The following is a 17,312-nucleotide window of genomic DNA, read 5'->3' on the forward strand; positions in this document are numbered from 1 at the left end:
TGAAGACAGACAGATTATTGCCTTGTGTGAGTCTCATTTCTATAACGAGACAGGGCGGTCTGTCTACATGGCGCAGGCTAAGAGTATGGTAAGGCGGGCCATGACAACGCCCGACGTCACGGGGCCTGCCGCGCCGACCGTGCCCGCCCGCGAGCGAATCTTGGGCGCCGCCTACCAACTGTTCAGCCGACGCGGGATACGTGCCGTCGGAACCGACGAGGTCATCGAGCGGGCCGGGGTTGCCAAAGCCACCCTCTACCGTCACTTCGCCACCAAGAACGACCTGGTTCTGGCGGTATTGGCGCGTCGCGAAGAGGTCTGGACCCACGGTTTGATCGAGCAGAAATCCGCGCAGCTGGGCAGCACGCCCGAGGAACAGTTGCTGGCCATCTTCGAGGTGCTGCACGAGTGGTTCCAGAACCGCGACGGTTACGAGGGCTGCTCGTTCATCAACGTGCTGCTCGAGCTGGGTCCCGAGCATCCCGCCGGGCAGGCCAGCATCTCCCACATCGACAACGTCCGCCAGATCGTGCGGGAACGCGCCGTGGCGGCGGGGTTACTCGACGTCGAGGACTTCGCCTGGTCGTGGCACATCCTGATGAAGGGCGCCATCATCCTCGCCGCGGTCGGCGACCCCGATGCCGCTCACCGCGCCAAGGCGATGGCCCGCGTTCTGATCGAGCAGCACCGTCCAGCGGCGGATGAGGCGGTCGGCTGACTCAGGACGCGGCGGCCGTGTCGGTCTTGCGGTAGTGCTCTGCCTCGAGTTCGGCGATCGCCTTCGCGGTGCGTTGGCGCAGCAGGATCGAGGCGGTGACACCGCAGATGACGGCAACGACCAGCGCTATCCAGGAGAACCGGGACATGTATTTCTCGGCGGCTTCGCCTGCCTTGTAGACCAGCGCGGTGGTGCCACCGGCCCAGCAGATGCCGCCGGCGACGTTGGCCGCCAGAAAGCGCCGGTACGGCATTTTCAACGCGCCCGCCAACGGCCCGGCGAAGATCCGCAACAGCGCGATGAACCGGCCGAAGAAGACCGCACGCACACCCCACCGGTTGAACGTTCGCTCGGCCAGGGCCACGTGACCGGGGCCGAAGTGCTTCGGGAAGCGGCGGCCGAGGCGGTCGAACAACGGCATTCCGAACCGGCGACCGATCGAATAGCCGATCGAGTCGCCGACGACCGCGCCGATGACCGCGGCCGCCCCGACACCGACCGGGTTGACCGCCAGCTCGTGATGCGACGACATCAACGCGGCGCTGACCAACACGATCTCCCCGGGCAGCGGAATGCCCAGACTTTCCAGCCCGACCACACCGCCGACCACCAGATACACCGCGAGCGGCGGGATTGTCTGCAGCAGGGCACCCACATCCATGGGTTAAAGGATGCCTGACGGACGGGGTTTGCACGCGGGAACGTCGCCGAGTGTGCGGCCACCCGCACCTTGGCGGGGGGTCAGTGGAAGAAGCCCGATTGGTTGTCGCCCTGGTTCCAGCCGCCGGAGCTGCCGACTCCGGAAACGTTCACACCCGAGCTGTAAATGCCCGGGTTGAAGAACCCTGCGACGTGATCACCGGAGTTGAAGAACCCGGCAGAACCCACGCCGGTGTTGTTGAAACCGGCGAGGCCCCGGTCCGTCGCGTTATTGAAGAAGCCCGACGTCAAACCGTAGAACGGCTGCTGGGAGGCGTTGTAGAAGCCGGAGGTGGCGCTGCCGGAATTGAAGAAGCCGGAAACGTACGTTCCCGATGTGCCGAATCCCGAATTGACTACTCCGACCGGAGTGTCCGAGTGCCCGGAACCGGTGATGAAGTTGCCTGAGTTGAAAAGACCGGTATTGACGCTGCCCGAGTTGAACATGCCTGTGTTGAAGTAACCCGAGTTGAAGAAACCCGTGTTGTTTCCGAGTCCGGTGTCGAAGTGGTTCCCGGGGTCGTACTCGCCGAAATAACCGCTGTTGAAGGCCCCGGTGCTGCCCGACGTCGAATTTCCGAAGCCCACGTTGCCGAAGAGAGCGTTACCGAACCCCACATTCTGGCTGCCGGCGTTGCCGCTTCCGAAGTTGTAGTCACCGCCGTTCGCAAAACCGGTGTTGACCGACCCGGCGTTCCAGAAGCCGGTGTTGGTGCTACCCGCGTTGCCGAAGCCGAAGTTGCCGTTGCCTGAATTGAAGAAGCCGACGTTGTTGTCGCCCGAATTGAACAAGCCGATGTTGTTGTTGCCGGTGTTGCCGAATCCGAGATTGCCCAATCCGGTGTTCAGTGCGCCAATTCCGACCTGGTTGTCGCCGCTGAGGCCGAAGCCGACGTTGTTGGTGCCGTGATTGCCGAAGCCGAAATTGGCCGTGCCGATATTGCCGAAGCCGACGTTGTTGTCGCCTATATTGCCGCTGCCCAGATTGAAAGAGCCCCGGTTGCCGCTGCCGAAGTTGGTGTTCCCGAAGTTTCCGAAGCCGCGGTTGTTGTCGCCCCAGTTTCCGCTACCGATATTTCCGTTGTGGGAGAAACCCGAATACTGGTCCCAGTGCCCGTTGCCGCTGCCGAAGTTGAGATTGCCGACGTTGCCACTGCCGAAGTTGGTGTAGCCGGCGTTGCCGCTGCCGAAGTTCGCGTTACCCCAGTTCCCGCTGCCCAGATTGGCGCTGCCCAGGTTGCCGCTGCCGAAGTTCGCGTTGCCGTCGTTTCCGCTGCCGAAGTTGGCGCTGCCCCAGTTGCCGCTGCCCAGGTTGCGGTCGCCCAGGTTGCCGATGCCCAGATTCCACACGCCCGTATTGCCGATGCTGGTGTTCAGCGTCGTGAGACCGTTGAGTGCGTCCTGCCAGGACGCCAGTTGCGACGCCGCGGCTTGCGCGCCGCCGTGGTAGCCGACCAGCGCGGCCACGTCGGCGGCCCAGAATTCTTCGTAGATGCTCTCGGCGGCCGCGATGGCCGGCGCGTTCTGCCCGAACAGGTTCGAGAGCACCAGCTGCACGAACGCGTTGCGGTTGGCGGCTACGACCTCGGGAAGCACGGTCGCTGCTCGAGCCGCCTCGAATGCGCTCGCCACTGCCCCAGCCTGGCTGGCCGCCCCGGCCGCGCGGGCCGCTGCCGCGCTCAGCCACCCCGTATACGGTGCCGCCGCGGCCCCCATTGCGCGCGCCGCCGGTCCCTGCCATGCCTGCTCTACCAGCCCCGAGGTCACCGAGGCGAACGACTCCGCGGCCGTGCCCAGCTCGTCGGCCAGGCCGGACCACGCTGCGGCGGCCTCCAGCATCGGCGCCGAACCGGCCCCGACGAACATCCGCAGCGAATTGATTTCCGGAGGCAAGACGAAATAGCTCACGAGTTGGTCCTTTCAGCTGGCTGGTCAAGGCCAGAGGACCAGCACAAGAGCGCGCCGCGTTGCCTACCAGCCATGATTTCCCCGACCACCGGGCAACGCGACGCTGCGGAAACCGTAGCTGTCATTTGCGCGCCATATGCGGTTTTCGGCTAGAAGCTTCGTTCCGGGTGTTCCCGGGGGCACGCCGAGTAGCGTCACTGTCATGAAACGGCAGGGGCCGGCCTCCGATTCGCTTGCGCCGCAATATCCGATCGAGTCAGTCGACAACGCCCTGCGGCTGCTGTTGCTCTTCGGTGAACGACCACAGATCCGATTGAGCGAGGCGACCCGCTACCTCGGCGTCGCCTCGTCCACCGCGCACCGGCTGTTGGCGATGCTGACCTACCGCGGCTTCGTCCGACAGGATCCAGAGTCCAAGGCATATCTGCCCGGAGCGGCCTTGACGAGTGTGGCCTTCGCCATCTTCGGGCGCATCGACATTCAGCGCACCGCCGTGCCCGTCATGCGTGTGCTCAGCGAGCAGTTGGGCGAGACCATCCACATCGGGACGCTGGACGGTGCCGATGTCCGTTTCGTCGCCGCGGTCGAAGGTCCGAAAGCGGTCCGGGTGGCATCGCGATTGGGGCGCTCCATGCCCGCGCACTGCACGTCGACGGGCAAGGCGTTGCTGGCGCAACTTCCGGAAAGCGAACTGCGACAATTGATTCCGAGAGAAGAACTGGATGCTGTCACGGCGCGCTCGATCGTCAGCCGCGCCAAGCTGGAGTCCGAGTTGTCCCGTATCCGGGAGCGCGGCTACGCAACCAACCGCGAAGAGAGCGAGGAGGGCGTCGCGTCGGTCGCGGTGTCGATCCACACCCGCGTGCCCGGCCTGTTGCTTGCGTTGAACGCCGCGGCGCCGCTGAACCGCCTGCCGACGTCGAGGTACTCGACCGTGGCCGCCGCACTTGTCAACGCGGGCAAGGAAATCGGCGATCAGCAGGGTTGACCGGTGAGCCGGGCCACCTCGTGCCGCCAGGCGGCCTCCACCTGAAAGCCGGACCCGAGGTCCGGTAGGTCGGCCCAGTCGGCGTCCTGGATGTCGCGCAACGTGCCGCCGGCCGAGCGGATCCGCAGGGACATGCGTGCCAGCTCGTCGAGACTGATCGCCTGCAAAACCGCCCGTTGCACACTGTCCGCGGCGCTGGTGATGCCGTGGCCGCGGCAAACGACCACCGGCGCGTTGCCCATCGCGGCCACCATTTCCTTGCCCAGCAACGAGTTTCGGATCAGCACGGCCCGTTCGTAGACCGGCACGCCGCCGCGGGCCAGCCAGGCGCCGGCAATGTCGTAGGCGCCGTAGATGGGTCGCAGTTCGATGCCGGCGAGATCCGCGGCGACGACGGCGGGAGGGTGCAGGTGCGCGACGGCCCGGTACCGTGTGTCGGCGAGCAGGGTTTCGAGGTGGATGGGCAACTCGTTGGGCACCCGATAGCCGTCGAGTTCGCCTGGGGCGCCCTCGTTTCCGTCGAAGGTGACGAGCCGGACGTCGTCGGGGCGGGTGAACGCCACCCCGGCGTCGTCGTCGCTGCGGCAGCGGACGAGCAGGTGGTCGTCGTCGATCCGCAGGCTCAGGTGGCCGAGGATGCCGTCGACCAATCCGCGGGCCGCGGCCACCCGGCAGGCCTGGGCCACCAGGGCGCGCTGCTGGTCAAGCATCTCGGCCCCGACGGTCTCCGATCCCGAACCCGCCGTCGGGGTGGATGGTCTGGCCGCTGATCCCGCGGGACCGGTCGGAGGCCAGGAACACATAGCTCCAGGCATGGTCTGCTCCGGACAGGGCGACCCGCAACGGCGTGCGCGCGGCCAGATCGGTTGCCCGGCCGGGGGAGTCGTCGAGGCGGACATCGGCGAGACCGAGACTGGCCAGCCCGCGCAGGTCGGTGTTCAGCGTCCCGCCCGGCGCGACCCCGTTGACCCGGATCTGCGGGGCCAACTCGTGAGCCAGTGCCGTCACCAACCCGCGCACCGCGAATTTCGAAGGGACATAGAGCACACCGCCGCGGCCGGCATAGTAGGCCGAGGTGGACTCGGTCAGGACGATCGACGCGCCGTGCTGCGCCCGCAGGCACGGAAGTGCGGCTTTGACCGATTGCAGGTGACTGAGCACGTTGGTGCGGAACATCTCGTCGAACGCGGCGGACAACTCGTCGGCGCCGATGTCGTCGATTCCTTGGTAGAAGTCGAATACCCCGACACAGTTGACCAGGGTGTCGAGCCCACCGTAGCGGTGCACCGCGGCGGCCACCGCGCGGTCGTTGGCTTCGCGAACGGTGGCGTCGCCGTGGATCACCTCGGTTCCGGGAAGCTCGTCGCGCAGCCGCCCGCACTTGTCCGGATCCCGTTCCAGCACAGCCACTTGTGCGCCCTCGGCGAGAAAAGCGTCGACTACCGCCCGGCCGATCCCGGACCCGGCGCCCACCACCAGCGCGCGCTTGCCGTCAAGCCAACCGGTCATCGTCGCTCTCCGGCTCCTCGGGCAGCAGTGGCGCGTTCGAGTTGCCGACCATGGCCGCCAGCGTACGGGGGTTCTGCCAGGTCAGCGCCTCGACTTCGAGTGCGTCCAGGGTGATCCACTGGCCGGTTCGGGGCGCGGTGATCAGCAGTCGTGATCCGTTGCGGGTTTCCACGCGCTGGACCACGACTTCGGTGAATTCGTTTGCCACGCTGATTGGCTCGCCGACGGGCTTCACAGGAACACCGCCAGATTCTGCATGCGCAGCACCGACTCGTCGGCAATGATCGTGCGGCGGGCCAACTTCCAGGCCTCGATGTCGTCGTCCCAACGCAGCAGGTCCTCCCGGCTGCAGGACAGCAGTGCGCTCTCGTTGACGTCGCCGCGGCTGCGGAACAGCAGTTCCGCGGACTCCACAAGTAGCTGGCCTGCATCGTCATCGAATGTGCGCACGTTGGTGATGAAGTGCCGCAGCCGTGACGGCGGGTCCTCGGCCCAGACGTGTTCGGTGCCCATCCGCGCGACGCGCTGGCGCAACGAGTACATGTCCTCGTCGAAGTGATCCATGCCGGGGGAGGTGTCGAACCCCGCGCCGCGGGCGGTCGTCACGCGCACCGGCATCACGTACCGGATGTCGTCGGTCATGGTGTCCAGCCACGCCTCGTAGTGCTGCGCGTCCAGCAGGTAGGCCTCGTCCACCAGGAACTGATGAGCCTGTAGATGGCGAATATCGTTGAATGGCAGAGGTTTTCTCATCGCAGGTGCTCCGCCCAGAGTTTGAGCAACTCGCGCTGGTTGTATTCGTTGTAACCGACCTGGGCGCGGCCGGGGCCGTGGAACGAGTCCGACGGCAGCGCGTCGATCACCGGACGGTCGTCGGCGAGCAGTCCCATCCGGCTGTTCAGCAGCAGCCGCCGTGCCATCGAACCGCCCGCGGTGGTGGTCAGCGACACCCAGTTCTCCACGTCGTCCTGCTCGAACATGCCGGTGGACCCGAAGCACATCAGGTAGGCCTTGTAGGAATCCTTCTTGAACTGCTCCGGTGCCGCCGCGTCCACCGCGAACCACGAGCAGACCTCGGTTTCGTTCTCGCTGATCGGCTGCCACTGCCGGATCGAGATGAACGGCAGCACCTGTTCGCTGCCGGGAAGTTTCGGCCAGTTGTGCACGAAGCTCAGGTTGGGAAAGCAGGTCGCCGCCGAGAACATGAAGCCGTCCTCGGCGATCACCTGCTGCTGCCGGGGCGACCAGACCTGTTTGATGCGGCCGATCATCTCGTCGGGATAGCCCACGTAGCGCATGCGTTCGCCGAAGTCACCGGGTGGCAGTTTGTAGGTGGTGCCGCCGCCCCGGTGCGCCCAGTACGTGGCGCCGTCCTTGCGTTTCTGCGCCTTCGGTTCGCGGAATAGTCCGATGTCGACGATCGACGCGTGCGTATGCGGGGTGTGGTACATGTCGCCGGAGAAATTCTCCGCGCCGATCTTCCAGTTCGCTTTGATCCGCCACCGTTGCGGACCCCGAACCTCCAGCCCGTGCGCGCTTTGCCGGGTGTAGAAATCCAGATAGAAAGCGAAATCGCCGAGGAAGTCGGTCAGGGGCTGCGCGTGCGGGTCCAGGCTGACGAAGATCAACCCGTTGTAGATCGCCAAATTCGGTGCGGGCAGCAGCGTTTGGTTCTTCGGAAACCCGTCGTCACCGCCGTAGGCCTCCCGGTGGAACGGTAAACCGGTGAGCCGTCCGTCGTTGCGGTAGGTCCAGCCGTGGTAGGGGCAACGGAAATTGGATGCGTTGCCCATCTCCGCGCGGCACACCTGCATGCCGCGGTGCAGACACATATTGAACAGAGCGCGTACCCGCCCGTCGGAGTCGCGGGTGATGATGAACGAATCGTCGAGTACCCGGCGTACCACGTAGTCGCCGTCCTGCGGTATCTCCGACTCGTGGGCCACGAACATCCACGCCCGACTGAACAACCGCTGCTTCTCCAGCATGAACAGGTCTTTGTCGTTGTAGATGTGGGCGGGGATCATGCCGCGGCGCACATCCTCGAAGAGGCTGTCGTCTACAAGAGTGGTCACCGGAATCTCCCAGTACTGGCGTCTGCTCTACAGAGAATAACTCCGCTAGAAAGAGAGAAACCCGCACCCGGCTCGTTGACTCTGCGCTGAAGGCGGTGTCTACTCGCACTTTGTCGCCCTGTGCGCAGAGTCAACGAGAAGGGGCGGCGTAGCCTCACGCTGGTGAACGCCGCACCGGAGCGCGTCTCGTCGCAGCGCGACGTCTCGGCGGAGATCGCCGCGATCGCGACCGGTTACGCGCGCGTGGGTGGTCCGGAAACACAGCCGCGCCTGGACTACCCGCCGTACCGCAGCAGCATCCTGCGGCATCCGAAGAATCCGGTGCTGACGGTCGACCCCGAGGAGATCGAACGCTGGGCACCGTGCTTCGGCCATCAGGATGTCCACCCGCTCGACGCCGATCTGACGGCCGGTCACCCCGGTGAGCCGATCGGGGAACGGGTCATCGTGACCGGACGGGTGCTGGACCGACAGGGCCGCCCGGTGGCCGGTCAGCTGGTGGAGATCTGGCAAGCCAACGCTGCCGGCCGCTACCGCCATCAGCGCGACCTGCACCCCGCGCCGCTCGACCCCAACTTCACCGGCGCCGGACGCTGCCTCACCGGACCCGACGGCTCGTACCGGTTCAAGACCGTCAAGCCCGGCCCCTACCCGTGGCGCAACCACCTCAATGCGTGGCGGCCCGCACACATCCATTTCTCGGTCTTCGGCACCGCATTCACGCAACGCTTGGTCACCCAGATGTACTTTCCCGGTGACCCGCTGTTCGCGCTGGACCCCATCTACCAGTCGATCGTCGATCCTATTGCGCGACAACGGCTCGTCGCGCACTACGACCACGACGTCACCGAACCCGAATACGCCACCGGCTACCGCTGGGACATCGTGCTGAGCGACGGTGCCCACGATGAGTGAAATGGCTTGCACTCCAGGGCAGACCGTCGGTCCGTTCTTCAGCATCGGGACGTCGTTCTCGCGGGACAGCCAGTTGGTGGGCGCGGAGTTTCCCGGCGCGCTCGAGTTGCACGGCACCGTCTACGACGGGGCGGGCGTGGTGGTGCCCGATGCCTTGGTCGAGATCTGGCAGCCCGACAGCGCCGGCCGGATTCCGCGGGCTTCCGGTTCGTTGCGGCGCGACGGTTGGACGTTCACCGGGTGGGGCAGGGCAGCGACCGACGCCGACGGGCATTACTCCTTCACCACGGTCGCTCCGGGTTCGACGGATCCGCAGCGACCGGCGTTCTTCACGGTCGCCGTGTTCGCGCGGGGGCTGTTGCACCGGTTGTTCACTCGCGCCTACCTGCCCGGCACCGATCTGGGCAGCGAGCCGGCACTGTCCGCCGTGGCCGCGGTTCGCCGGACCACCCTGTTGTGCATCGACGAAACCGACGGCGCGGGAAGACGATTCCGCTTCGACATCCGTCTCCAAGGTCCTGGCGAGACGGTGTTCCTGGCGTACGAGGAAGGCCGGCGATGACCAACCTGTTGTGGCCCGGCGACGAGCGGGCCGGGATGTACATGACCGACCACACCTTGCTGCGGTCGATGGTCGCGGTCGAATCGGCATGGCTGAACGCGCTGGCCGCTGCCGGTCTGGCTCCGGTCGCGGGTGCCGACCTTGCGCATCTGGTCCTCGAGCACGACTGCGAACAACTTGCGGTGACGGCCGAGGACGGCGGCAACCCGGTGATCGGGCTGGTGGCGCTGTTGCGCCAGCGGGCGGTCCCGGTGGTGGCTCCGTGGATCCACCGCGGCCTCACCAGCCAGGACGTCGTCGACACCGCGCTGATGCTGGCCACCCGCGACGTCATCGGCAAAGTGACCGAGCTACTGGCCCAACAGATCTGGGCACTGTCGGCGCTGGCTGAAAGCCATCGCGCCACCCCGATGCTCGCGCGCACCCTGACCCAGCACGCCGCGCCGACCACGTTCGGCGCCAAGGTCGCGGGCTGGCTGGACGGCGTCGTCGACGCCTATGCCCGATTCGGCACGCTGGCCATCCCGGCCCAGTTCGGCGGGGCCGTCGGGACATGGTCGGCCACGGTCGAACTGGCCACGCTGCGCACCGCCACAACCGATCCTGCGCAGCTGGCCGAACAGGTAGCCCGCAGTGCCGCCGCTACTTTGGGACTGACCTACCGCCCGCCCTGGCACACCACCCGGACGCCGGTCGCCGCCGTCGGCGACGCACTGGTCGCGTGCACCGACTGCTGGGGCCGCATCGCCGCCGACGTCCTCACCCTCGCGCGTCCCGAGATCGCCGAACTCAGCGAACCGGCCGGTGACCGGCGGGGCGGCTCGTCGTCGATGCCGCACAAACGCAATCCCGTGCTGTCCATCCTGATTCGGCGTGCCGCGCTCACCGCGCCCCCGTTGGCCGCCACCCTGCACACCGCCGCGGCTCTGGCCAACGACGAACGCCCGGACGGCTCGTGGCATGCCGAATGGGACACCCTGCGGACCCTGGCGCGCCGGACCGTCGTCGCCGGATCCCAGTGTGCGGAGTTGCTGGACGGTCTGCGGGTGCACACTGCTGCCATGGCCGAAAACCTCGGCGGCGCAGACGTTCTCGGCGAACAACGGACCATCGCCGAACTCACCGGGAACGCGCCGTCGGCGAGCTACCTGGGTGCCGTCGACCGGCTGATCGAGCAGAGCGTCGAGCGCGCCCGGCGGACGCTGACCGGTTAAGCCCGGCCGGGCTTGCACGCGACGATCGCGACCGCGGCCAGGCGCTCGCGGTGCCGGCGAAAAGTGCTGCGCATCATCAGGACTCGCTTGCGCGCGTCGGGTTGGGTCAGCACGTTCTTGGCGAACCGCAAGGCGCCCAACGGCCCTTCGTCGGAAATTATCCGGCGGGGCTGCAGCAGTGCCATCGGTGCGGTGGCGACGTTTTCGACCACCAGCCCGTGCCCGGCGAGCAGCTCAGTCCACTCGGCAATGGTCAGCGGGCGCGCGTTGACCTTGATCGCGCGCGCCAGCGACTGGCGGACCTCGGTGCTGATCTCGGCGGGGACGTCGTCGGGAGTCAGTGCCAGTTCGTGGATCGCGTAGCGGCCGCCCGGTCGCAGCACCCGCGCCGCCTCGGCCACGATGGCGTGCTTGGCCGAATCGCCCTGCATGGTCAGCATCGCCTCGCCGATGACGACGTCGGCGCTGGCGTCGGGCAGGCCGGTTTCGGCGGCGTCGGTGACGCGGACCTCGCCTCTGCCGCCCAGCACGGTGCGCACGTGGTTGGCCGCGTCGGCGTCACCTTCCGCGCCGACATAGGACCGCGGGTTGCGGGCGATGATCTCCGCAGCGGTGCGGCCCAGCCCCGGTGCCAGCTCGACGACGTCGGCGTCGGTGACATCGGCGCGGGCCAGCAACGTGCGGGTGAGTTCGACGCCCCCGGGCCGCAACACCCGCTTGCCGAGCCGCGCCAGCAGCCAGTGTCCCTGCACGTGTTCGTCGTCGCGCTTCGACGACGGCAGCGGCTCCTTCTTGTCCGCCATCAGATTGCCTGCCGCGCTGGCGGCTCCAGAACCAGCGCCGGGCGCCGCTTGTGCACGGTGAGATAGCGCAGCCCGGCCGGGCCGGCGGCGAACTGCCGCCGGGAGCGTCGTGGCAGCCAGAGTATGGCGCCCGGGTAGAGGTCGATGATGCCCTCCTCGGTGGTCAACCGGCCTTCGCCGGACAGCACATGGATCAGGACGTCCAGATCGGGTCCAGTATGTGCGTCGATTCTGCCTTCCGGTCCGAGCGCGATGATGTTGGCGTCCAGATCACGCTCGCGCATCTCGAGTTTCCACACCGCCCCGGTCACGTCGGGTGTTGTCTGCGCGGCCAGGTCGGACGTGTCGGCCAGCACCCGGGGCAGGGGAGTGGTGGTGCGCTTGCTGATCCTGATGCGCCAGACCTGCGGCCCTTTGTCCAGGTACTCCCAGCCGTAACTGCCGGGGTATTCGGCGTCGAACTCGGATCGTAGGTGTTTGGGATCGTGGTTGTTGACCAACACGAACGACTGACCGGGCGAAAGCGCGTTGTAGGTGGCGAAAATGGTGGGATGCTTGTCCGGCTTGCGTAGCGCTCGGACGTCAAGTTCGTTGTCGGCCATAGTTATTCCCAACCTCTAGTTTATACAAGTCGTCTTGTGTAAAATCTAGCGCATGACATACGTGATCGGAAAGCCATGCATCGACGTGATGGACCGGGCCTGTGTGGAAGAGTGTCCGGTCGATTGCATCTACGAGGGAGGCCGGGCGCTCTACATCCATCCCGACGAGTGCGTGGACTGTGGCGCGTGCGAGCCGGTGTGCCCGGTCGAGGCGATCTACTACGAAGACGACCTGCCCGAGGATCTGCAGCCGTATCTGGCCGACAATGATGCGTTCTTCAGTCAAACTCTGCCTGGGCGCGACGCGCCGCTGGGTTCACCGGGTGGTGCCGCCAAGGTGGGCCCGATCGCTGCCGACGCGCCGCTGGTGGCCAGCCAGCCCAAGACTGCCTAAGGGGATATGCCAGTGAGTGACCAGACCGCGCCACTCGAGGACGCCGGCCGCCGCCGCGCGGTACTACGAGTGTTGCGGGCGTCCCGGGATTCGTTGAGCATCGCCGCGATCGCCGAGGAGCTGGGTGTACATCCCAACACGGTTCGCTTCCACCTCGACAGCCTGGTTGCGGACGGCCAAGTGGAACGGGTCGAGTCCGCGCGCCGCGGTCCGGGCCGTCCGCCGCTGATGTTCCAGGCCGTCCGGCAGATGGACCGCGGCGGTGCCCGGCACTACCGGTTGCTCGCCGAAATACTCGCCAACGGCCTTGCCGCAGAACCGGATTCGAGTGTTCGGGCGATGGCCGCGGGGCGGGCGTGGGGCGAACGCCTGCCGGCGCCGGACACTCCGAGTGTCGACAGCTCGATCGACCACCTGATCGGGTTGCTCGACGAGCTCGGCTTCGCCCCGGAACGCCGGGAATCCGACGGCAGGCAACAGGTCGGGTTGCGGCACTGCCCGTTCCTGGAGCTGGCCGAGGCCCAATCCAGCGTCGTGTGTCCGATCCATCTGGGCTTGATGCAGGGCGCGCTGGAGAGCTGGGCGGCACCGATCACCGTCGATCGGCTCGAGGCGTTCGTGGAACCGGATCTGTGCCTGACCCATCTGGTGGAAGGAGTGCAGCGGTGAGTACCGCACGCGCAGTGGAGATCGCGATCACATTCGTGTGGCTGGGCATGGTGTTGGCCATCTCGTTCCTGGAAGCTCCGCTGAAATTCCGGGCGCCCAACGTGACACTGCAGATCGGCCTGGGCATCGGGCGGCTGGTCTTCCGCGCGCTGAACACGGTCGAGGTCGGGTTCGCGCTCGTGCTGCTCGCGCTCCTGGTCGCCGGGCCGACGCCGACGCGGATCATCGCGGCATACTCGGTCGTCGCCGTCGTGCTGGCCATCCAGCTGGTCACGGTTCGGCCCCGGTTGACCCGCCGCTCCGATCGGGTGCTGGCCGGCTCGGATGGTCCGCGCTCCCATGCCCACTACGTCTATGTCGGTCTGGAGGCGGTCAAGGTCATCGCGCTGATCGTGGCGGGCATACTCCTCTTAAGCGTCTGAAAGGACTCATCATGGAATCGATCTCGCTGACCGACCTGGCCTCCGAGAAGTTGGCCGAGGCGCGCAAGTCGCACAGCGGCCGCGCCGCCCACACCATCCACGGCGGACACAACCACGAGCTGCGCCAGACGGTGCTGGCCCTGCTCGCCGACCACGACCTGTCCGAACACGACAGCCCGGGGGAGGCCACGCTGCAGGTATTGCAGGGCCATGTCCGCCTCACCGCCGGTGAGGACGCCTGGGACGGCAAGACCGGCGATCACCTCGCCATCCCGCCGGTGCGTCACGCGCTGTACGCCGTCGAGGATTCGGTGGTGATGCTGACCGTGCTGAAGTCCCAGCCCGGCGCCGCCCACTGAACGTGCTGGCCACGCCCTGGTCGCGGGACTTCGGCCTGCGGGTGCCGATCGTCAACGCGCCGATGGGCGGCGTGGCCGGCGGACGACTGGCGGCGGCGGTCACCGCGGCCGGCGGTCTGGGCATGGTCGGGATGGGCAGCACGGCGACCAGGGCGTCGCTGGCCACCGAACTCCAACACGTCCGCGGGCGGTTCGGGATCGGTCTGGTGGACTGGGTGATGCGTAGCCGGCCCGGGCTGCTGGACGATGCCCTGGCCGCGGGCCCGGCGCTGCTGTCGGTCAGCTTCGGTACCGACTGGTCCTGGGTCGAGCAGGCACACGATGCCGGAATCGCAACGGTCACACAGGTTTACGACGCGTCAGGGGCGTGTCGGGCGGCCGACGCCGGCGTCGACATCCTGGTGGCGCGCGGTGCCGAAGGCGGCGGGCACGGCGAGGTGCGACTCGGGACGCTGCCGCTGCTGGACGCCGTCCTGGACGCGGTGTGCGTACCGGTGCTGGCCGGCGGTGGCGTCGCGTCACCCCGCAGCCTGGCCGCGGTGCTGGCCGCCGGTGCGAGCGGCGCGTGGGTGGGCACCCGGCTGGCGGCCTGCCCGGAGGCGTTGACCGGCGACGCGAGCCGCCGGGCGCTGATCGATGCCGCAGCGACCGACACCCGGATCACCCGGGTCTTCGACGTCGCGGCGGGACTGCCCTGGCCGGAACGGTTCCCGTCGCGGGTGCTGGACGACGAGTTCGTCGCGCGCTGGACGGGTCACGAACAGGAACTGGCCGCGCGGTCCGACGTCGCGCAGACCACCGCGGTCGACGCCGGTCAGGGCGTCGGGATGATCGGCGACGACGCCTCGGTCGCGCAGGTCATCGAGGCGATGTGCGCGGGTGCGCAGCGGCTGCTTGCGGCCTGGTCGGATCCCGCGACGTGACCGACGCCGCATTCGCGGCCCGAAGTGACCGATATCGAGGTGCGGGTAGCCCGGTGGGGTCGTTACCCGGTGTTAGCGTTTGAGACATGTCAGTACCTGCCAAAGAGGGCATGTCAGGACCGCGCGGACTGAACCTGCCCGGCGCCGTCGGGCAGACGGTCCGGCCGTTCACGCGCACCGGCCGGTACTTTGCGCGCTCGTGGCGCGACTACCGCAAATCCGACAGCAGCGACGTCGCAGACCTTCCGATCGCCCGTCCGACAGTCGCCCTGGCGGCACAGGCCTTCCGCGACGAGGTGGTGCTGGCAGGGCTGAAAGTGCGCCGCCCGGTCAGCCAACCCGCTGCGTTCGCGCGGATCAACGACGAAGTGGTTGCCGCGCTGGACTTTTACGACAACCGTGGCTGGCTCGAGAAGCCCGAGGGCTTTTTCACTGCGCCGCCGCCGCTTTCGGACGTCAAGATCCGGGACGTCAAGGGACGCGGGCGTTCTCATCAGTTCCTGTCCTTCGACAGCGGATACACCCCGCACCCCGGCGAACCTGGTCGGGACCGGTGGCTGGGATACACCGCGCTGCAGCGCGAACACGCAGTGCTGCTACGCCATCCGGAGCCGCGGCCCTGGCTGATCTGCGTGCACGGCACCGAAATGGGCCGATCGGCAATAGATCTCAGGATCTTCCGGGCCTGGAAGTTGCACGAGGAACTGGGCCTGAACGTGGTGCTGCCCGTCCTTCCCATGCACGGCCGGCGGGCGCGCGGGCTGCCCAAGGGTGTGGTGTTCCCGGGTGAAGACGTCATGGACGACGTGCACGCCACCGCGCAGGCAGTGTGGGACATCCGGCGGTTGTTGTCCTGGGTGCGCGCCCAAGAGCCCGACTCGCCGATCGGACTGAACGGCATCTCGCTGGGCGGTTACGTCGCGGCGTTGGTGTCCAGCCTGGAAAGCGATCTGACCTGCGCCATCCTGGGCGTGCCGCCGGCCAACCTGGTCGAGTTGCTGAGCCGGCACGCCGGGTTGCGCAGGGGTGATCCGCGCCGCGACACGATGCAGCTGGCCGAGCCGATCGGCGCCATGACCTCGCCGCTGTCGTTCACCCCGTTGGTGCCGATGCGGGGCCGCTTCGTCTACGCCGGTGTCGCCGACCAGGTCGTGCATCCCCGTGAGCAGGTGGTGCGGCTGTGGGAGCACTGGGGCAAGCCCAAGATCGTCTGGTACCGCGGGGGCCATGCCGGCTTCATCCGCTCCCGACCGGTGCAGGCGTTCATCCGGGACGCACTGCAGCAGTCGGGCCTGCTGGACGGCTAGCCGTCACACCCCGCGCAGATAGCGCTTCGCGATGAGTCGCTGCGCCACCACGACAAACGGTCCGCCCAGTTTGCTCCACCAGGTCGCGGGCCGGGAGAACGACGACACCTCCGCATAGACGGCCCCGCTGCCCGGGTCGTAACGGACCGCGAAGCGTTCCTCGCCGGAGGCCGGGTGGCCCGGCAGCGTGCCGTAGGCGAATCCGCGCACGTCGGGCTCGTCGACCACATACACCACGCGGCACGGCGCGCGCAGCACACCCATCATCTTGACCACCACGATCGACGACACCGTGGCGGTGTCGGAACTCGCCTGCACCTTCAGTCCGGCCCCGTGCTGCATGCCCCAGTGCATGACGGCGTCGGCGGCCTGTTCGAAGCGTTCCCGGCCCGTCCCGATCGGGGCGGACGCGGCGAGGTGGGTGTACCCGGGAGGCAGTTGGGCGGCGGCCGTCGCGCCGACCTCCGGATAGGTGAGCTGCTGGTCGGTATACGCATCCAGGTCCACCCGGCCAGCTTGCCACGTGTCCGGGGATATCATCCGCGAGCCGCTGCACCCTGCACCGCGATGGGACGATGACTCGCCCAATACGGTGTCCTGGTGACACACGCTCATCCCGGCGGCGGATTCAACCCGCCCGAGCCCACCACCAAGGGCGGACCGGACTACGGCAGGTTCGTCGATGCGGTGCGCAAATTGCAGGACCACGCCCGCGCCGTCGATGCGCCCGACGACGTCATCAGCCAGGCCGCCGACCGGCTGGAAGAGCTGTCGGCGTTGCTGGCCCCCTACGACGCCGACGAATGGCAGTCGCCGTCGGGCCGCCGGATGGACCTGCCGGTGCGGGGGAACGTCCTGACGGTGCCGATGGACGCTCGCAAGACCGAGGACGACCGCATCGAGGGGTGGGCCCGGTTCGCCCGGTTTCACCTGGGACGCAACGGCGCCGTGCACGGCGGCTCGCTGGGCATGCTGTTCGACACCGTGCTGGGCCTGACGGCATCGGTGCTCACCGGCAGCAAGCGCCAGCGCACCGCATACCTGAAGATCAACTACCGCAACATCGTGCCGATCGAAAAGGAGTTGCAGTTCGACTCCGGAATCGACAGCGTGGATGGCCGCAAGATATTCGTATCGGGCCGGTTGCGCGACGGCGACACCCTGCTCACCGAAGCCGACGCCCTGTTCGTGCGGCTCAAGCCGGGGCAGCCTTGACGCGACGCCCCGATAGCATTGTCCGCGATC

Annotated in this window: 22 protein-coding genes and 1 pseudogene; 12 read left to right on the top strand and 11 right to left on the bottom strand. The window is 67.3% G+C overall.

Features of this window, described 5'->3' with window-relative positions; genetic code table 11:
- Positions 1-100: 100 nt before the first annotated feature.
- Positions 101-718, top strand: a complete 618-nt coding sequence (locus AC5Y46_RS20935) for a TetR/AcrR family transcriptional regulator (RefSeq protein WP_499992814.1) — start codon at positions 101-103, stop codon at positions 716-718.
- A 1-nt stretch (position 719) separates the two neighbouring features.
- On the opposite strand, the gene AC5Y46_RS20940 is transcribed toward AC5Y46_RS20935, so the two are convergent.
- The 3 genes and pseudogenes from AC5Y46_RS20940 to AC5Y46_RS20950 all read right to left on the bottom strand — a co-directional run.
- Positions 720-1,379 carry a DedA family protein gene (locus AC5Y46_RS20940; RefSeq protein WP_499946710.1) on the bottom strand — a complete coding sequence of 220 codons (660 nt, stop codon included), beginning with the start codon at positions 1,377-1,379 and terminating at the stop codon, positions 720-722.
- An 80-nt stretch (positions 1,380-1,459) separates the two neighbouring features.
- On the bottom strand, positions 1,460-2,833 hold the full coding sequence (locus AC5Y46_RS20945) for a beta strand repeat-containing protein (RefSeq protein WP_499992887.1): 1,374 nt from the start codon (positions 2,831-2,833) through the stop codon (positions 1,460-1,462).
- Positions 2,833-3,325 (bottom strand): annotated as a pseudogene (locus tag AC5Y46_RS20950) (PPE family protein); the annotation flags it as partial. The gene AC5Y46_RS20945 and the pseudogene AC5Y46_RS20950, both read right to left, overlap by 1 nt.
- 202 nt (positions 3,326-3,527) lie before the next feature.
- Between AC5Y46_RS20950 and AC5Y46_RS20955 the strand changes: the two are divergent.
- A complete protein-coding gene (locus tag AC5Y46_RS20955) occupies positions 3,528-4,313 on the top strand; it encodes an IclR family transcriptional regulator (protein WP_499992817.1) in 786 nt (261 codons plus the stop codon).
- Here AC5Y46_RS20955 and phtC read toward each other — a convergent pair.
- From phtC to AC5Y46_RS20980, 5 genes are read right to left on the bottom strand one after another with little or no spacing between them, the layout of a single operon-like run.
- Positions 4,301-5,023, bottom strand: a complete 723-nt coding sequence (gene phtC / locus AC5Y46_RS20960; protein ID WP_499992819.1) for a 3,4-dihydroxyphthalate decarboxylase — start codon at positions 5,021-5,023, stop codon at positions 4,301-4,303. The two genes, AC5Y46_RS20955 and phtC, sit on opposite strands and share 13 nt — an antisense overlap.
- On the bottom strand, positions 5,016-5,822 hold the full coding sequence (gene hcaB / locus AC5Y46_RS20965; RefSeq protein ID WP_499992821.1) for a 3-(cis-5,6-dihydroxycyclohexa-1,3-dien-1-yl)propanoate dehydrogenase: 807 nt from the start codon (positions 5,820-5,822) through the stop codon (positions 5,016-5,018). The genes phtC and hcaB overlap by 8 nt, the downstream gene beginning before the upstream one ends.
- Positions 5,806-6,057, bottom strand: a complete 252-nt coding sequence (locus AC5Y46_RS20970; protein WP_499992822.1) for a dihydrodiol dehydrogenase — start codon at positions 6,055-6,057, stop codon at positions 5,806-5,808. The genes hcaB and AC5Y46_RS20970 overlap by 17 nt, the downstream gene beginning before the upstream one ends.
- The gene (locus tag AC5Y46_RS20975; RefSeq protein ID WP_499992823.1) at positions 6,054-6,575 is read right to left on the bottom strand and encodes a 3-phenylpropionate/cinnamic acid dioxygenase subunit beta; all 522 of its coding nucleotides are present in this window, start codon (positions 6,573-6,575) and stop codon (positions 6,054-6,056) included. Before AC5Y46_RS20975 ends, AC5Y46_RS20970 begins: the two co-directional genes overlap by 4 nt.
- Complete coding sequence (locus AC5Y46_RS20980) at positions 6,572-7,849, bottom strand: aromatic ring-hydroxylating dioxygenase subunit alpha (RefSeq protein WP_499992889.1); 1,278 nt, start codon at positions 7,847-7,849, stop codon at positions 6,572-6,574. Before AC5Y46_RS20980 ends, AC5Y46_RS20975 begins: the two co-directional genes overlap by 4 nt.
- A 210-nt stretch (positions 7,850-8,059) precedes the next feature.
- Here AC5Y46_RS20980 and pcaH point away from each other — a divergent pair, with 210 nt between their 5' ends.
- Genes pcaH through AC5Y46_RS20995 form a run of 3 tightly spaced genes read left to right on the top strand, consistent with a single transcriptional unit; the run spans position 8,060 to position 10,588 of the window.
- Positions 8,060-8,812: a protocatechuate 3,4-dioxygenase subunit beta gene (pcaH, locus tag AC5Y46_RS20985; RefSeq protein ID WP_499992824.1), complete on the top strand. Its 753-nt coding sequence runs from the start codon at positions 8,060-8,062 to the stop codon at positions 8,810-8,812.
- Entirely contained in the window at positions 8,805-9,374 is a 570-nt protein-coding gene (gene pcaG / locus AC5Y46_RS20990; RefSeq protein WP_499992826.1) for a protocatechuate 3,4-dioxygenase subunit alpha, read from the top strand. Before pcaH ends, pcaG begins: the two co-directional genes overlap by 8 nt.
- Positions 9,371-10,588 carry a lyase family protein gene (locus AC5Y46_RS20995; protein ID WP_499992828.1) on the top strand — a complete coding sequence of 406 codons (1,218 nt, stop codon included), beginning with the start codon at positions 9,371-9,373 and terminating at the stop codon, positions 10,586-10,588. The genes pcaG and AC5Y46_RS20995 overlap by 4 nt, the downstream gene beginning before the upstream one ends.
- Here the strand turns inward: AC5Y46_RS20995 and AC5Y46_RS21000 are convergent.
- Positions 10,585-11,391: a class I SAM-dependent methyltransferase gene (locus AC5Y46_RS21000; RefSeq protein WP_499992830.1), complete on the bottom strand. Its 807-nt coding sequence runs from the start codon at positions 11,389-11,391 to the stop codon at positions 10,585-10,587. The two genes, AC5Y46_RS20995 and AC5Y46_RS21000, sit on opposite strands and share 4 nt — an antisense overlap.
- The gene (locus AC5Y46_RS21005; RefSeq protein WP_499992832.1) at positions 11,391-11,993 is read right to left on the bottom strand and encodes a DUF2249 domain-containing protein; all 603 of its coding nucleotides are present in this window, start codon (positions 11,991-11,993) and stop codon (positions 11,391-11,393) included. Before AC5Y46_RS21005 ends, AC5Y46_RS21000 begins: the two co-directional genes overlap by 1 nt.
- 52 nt (positions 11,994-12,045) lie before the next feature.
- Here AC5Y46_RS21005 and fdxA point away from each other — a divergent pair, with 52 nt between their 5' ends.
- The 6 genes from fdxA to AC5Y46_RS21035 all read left to right on the top strand — a co-directional run bounded on the left by fdxA (position 12,046) and on the right by AC5Y46_RS21035 (position 16,067).
- Positions 12,046-12,387 carry a ferredoxin gene (fdxA, locus tag AC5Y46_RS21010; protein WP_499946699.1) on the top strand — a complete coding sequence of 114 codons (342 nt, stop codon included), beginning with the start codon at positions 12,046-12,048 and terminating at the stop codon, positions 12,385-12,387.
- A gap of 12 nt (positions 12,388-12,399) precedes the next feature.
- Positions 12,400-13,056: a helix-turn-helix transcriptional regulator gene (locus AC5Y46_RS21015; RefSeq protein WP_499992834.1), complete on the top strand. Its 657-nt coding sequence runs from the start codon at positions 12,400-12,402 to the stop codon at positions 13,054-13,056.
- Positions 13,053-13,478, top strand: a complete 426-nt coding sequence (locus AC5Y46_RS21020) for a hypothetical protein (RefSeq protein ID WP_499992836.1) — start codon at positions 13,053-13,055, stop codon at positions 13,476-13,478. The genes AC5Y46_RS21015 and AC5Y46_RS21020 overlap by 4 nt, the downstream gene beginning before the upstream one ends.
- 11 nt (positions 13,479-13,489) lie before the next feature.
- The gene (locus AC5Y46_RS21025) at positions 13,490-13,837 is read left to right on the top strand and encodes a cupin domain-containing protein (protein ID WP_499946696.1); all 348 of its coding nucleotides are present in this window, start codon (positions 13,490-13,492) and stop codon (positions 13,835-13,837) included.
- A 2-nt stretch (positions 13,838-13,839) separates the two neighbouring features.
- Positions 13,840-14,760: an NAD(P)H-dependent flavin oxidoreductase gene (locus AC5Y46_RS21030; protein WP_499946695.1), complete on the top strand. Its 921-nt coding sequence runs from the start codon at positions 13,840-13,842 to the stop codon at positions 14,758-14,760.
- Between the two features lie 110 nt (positions 14,761-14,870).
- The gene (locus AC5Y46_RS21035; protein ID WP_499946725.1) at positions 14,871-16,067 is read left to right on the top strand and encodes an alpha/beta hydrolase family protein; all 1,197 of its coding nucleotides are present in this window, start codon (positions 14,871-14,873) and stop codon (positions 16,065-16,067) included.
- A 3-nt stretch (positions 16,068-16,070) separates the two neighbouring features.
- Here the strand turns inward: AC5Y46_RS21035 and AC5Y46_RS21040 are convergent, their stop codons facing one another.
- The gene (locus AC5Y46_RS21040; protein WP_499946694.1) at positions 16,071-16,574 is read right to left on the bottom strand and encodes a DUF1990 domain-containing protein; all 504 of its coding nucleotides are present in this window, start codon (positions 16,572-16,574) and stop codon (positions 16,071-16,073) included.
- 93 nt (positions 16,575-16,667) lie between these two features.
- Between AC5Y46_RS21040 and AC5Y46_RS21045 the strand changes: the two genes are divergently transcribed.
- Positions 16,668-17,282 carry a PaaI family thioesterase gene (locus AC5Y46_RS21045; protein WP_499946693.1) on the top strand — a complete coding sequence of 205 codons (615 nt, stop codon included), beginning with the start codon at positions 16,668-16,670 and terminating at the stop codon, positions 17,280-17,282.
- Positions 17,283-17,312: the final 30 nt, after the last annotated feature.

This window comes from Mycobacterium sp. NGS59 (genome assembly GCF_059812345.1).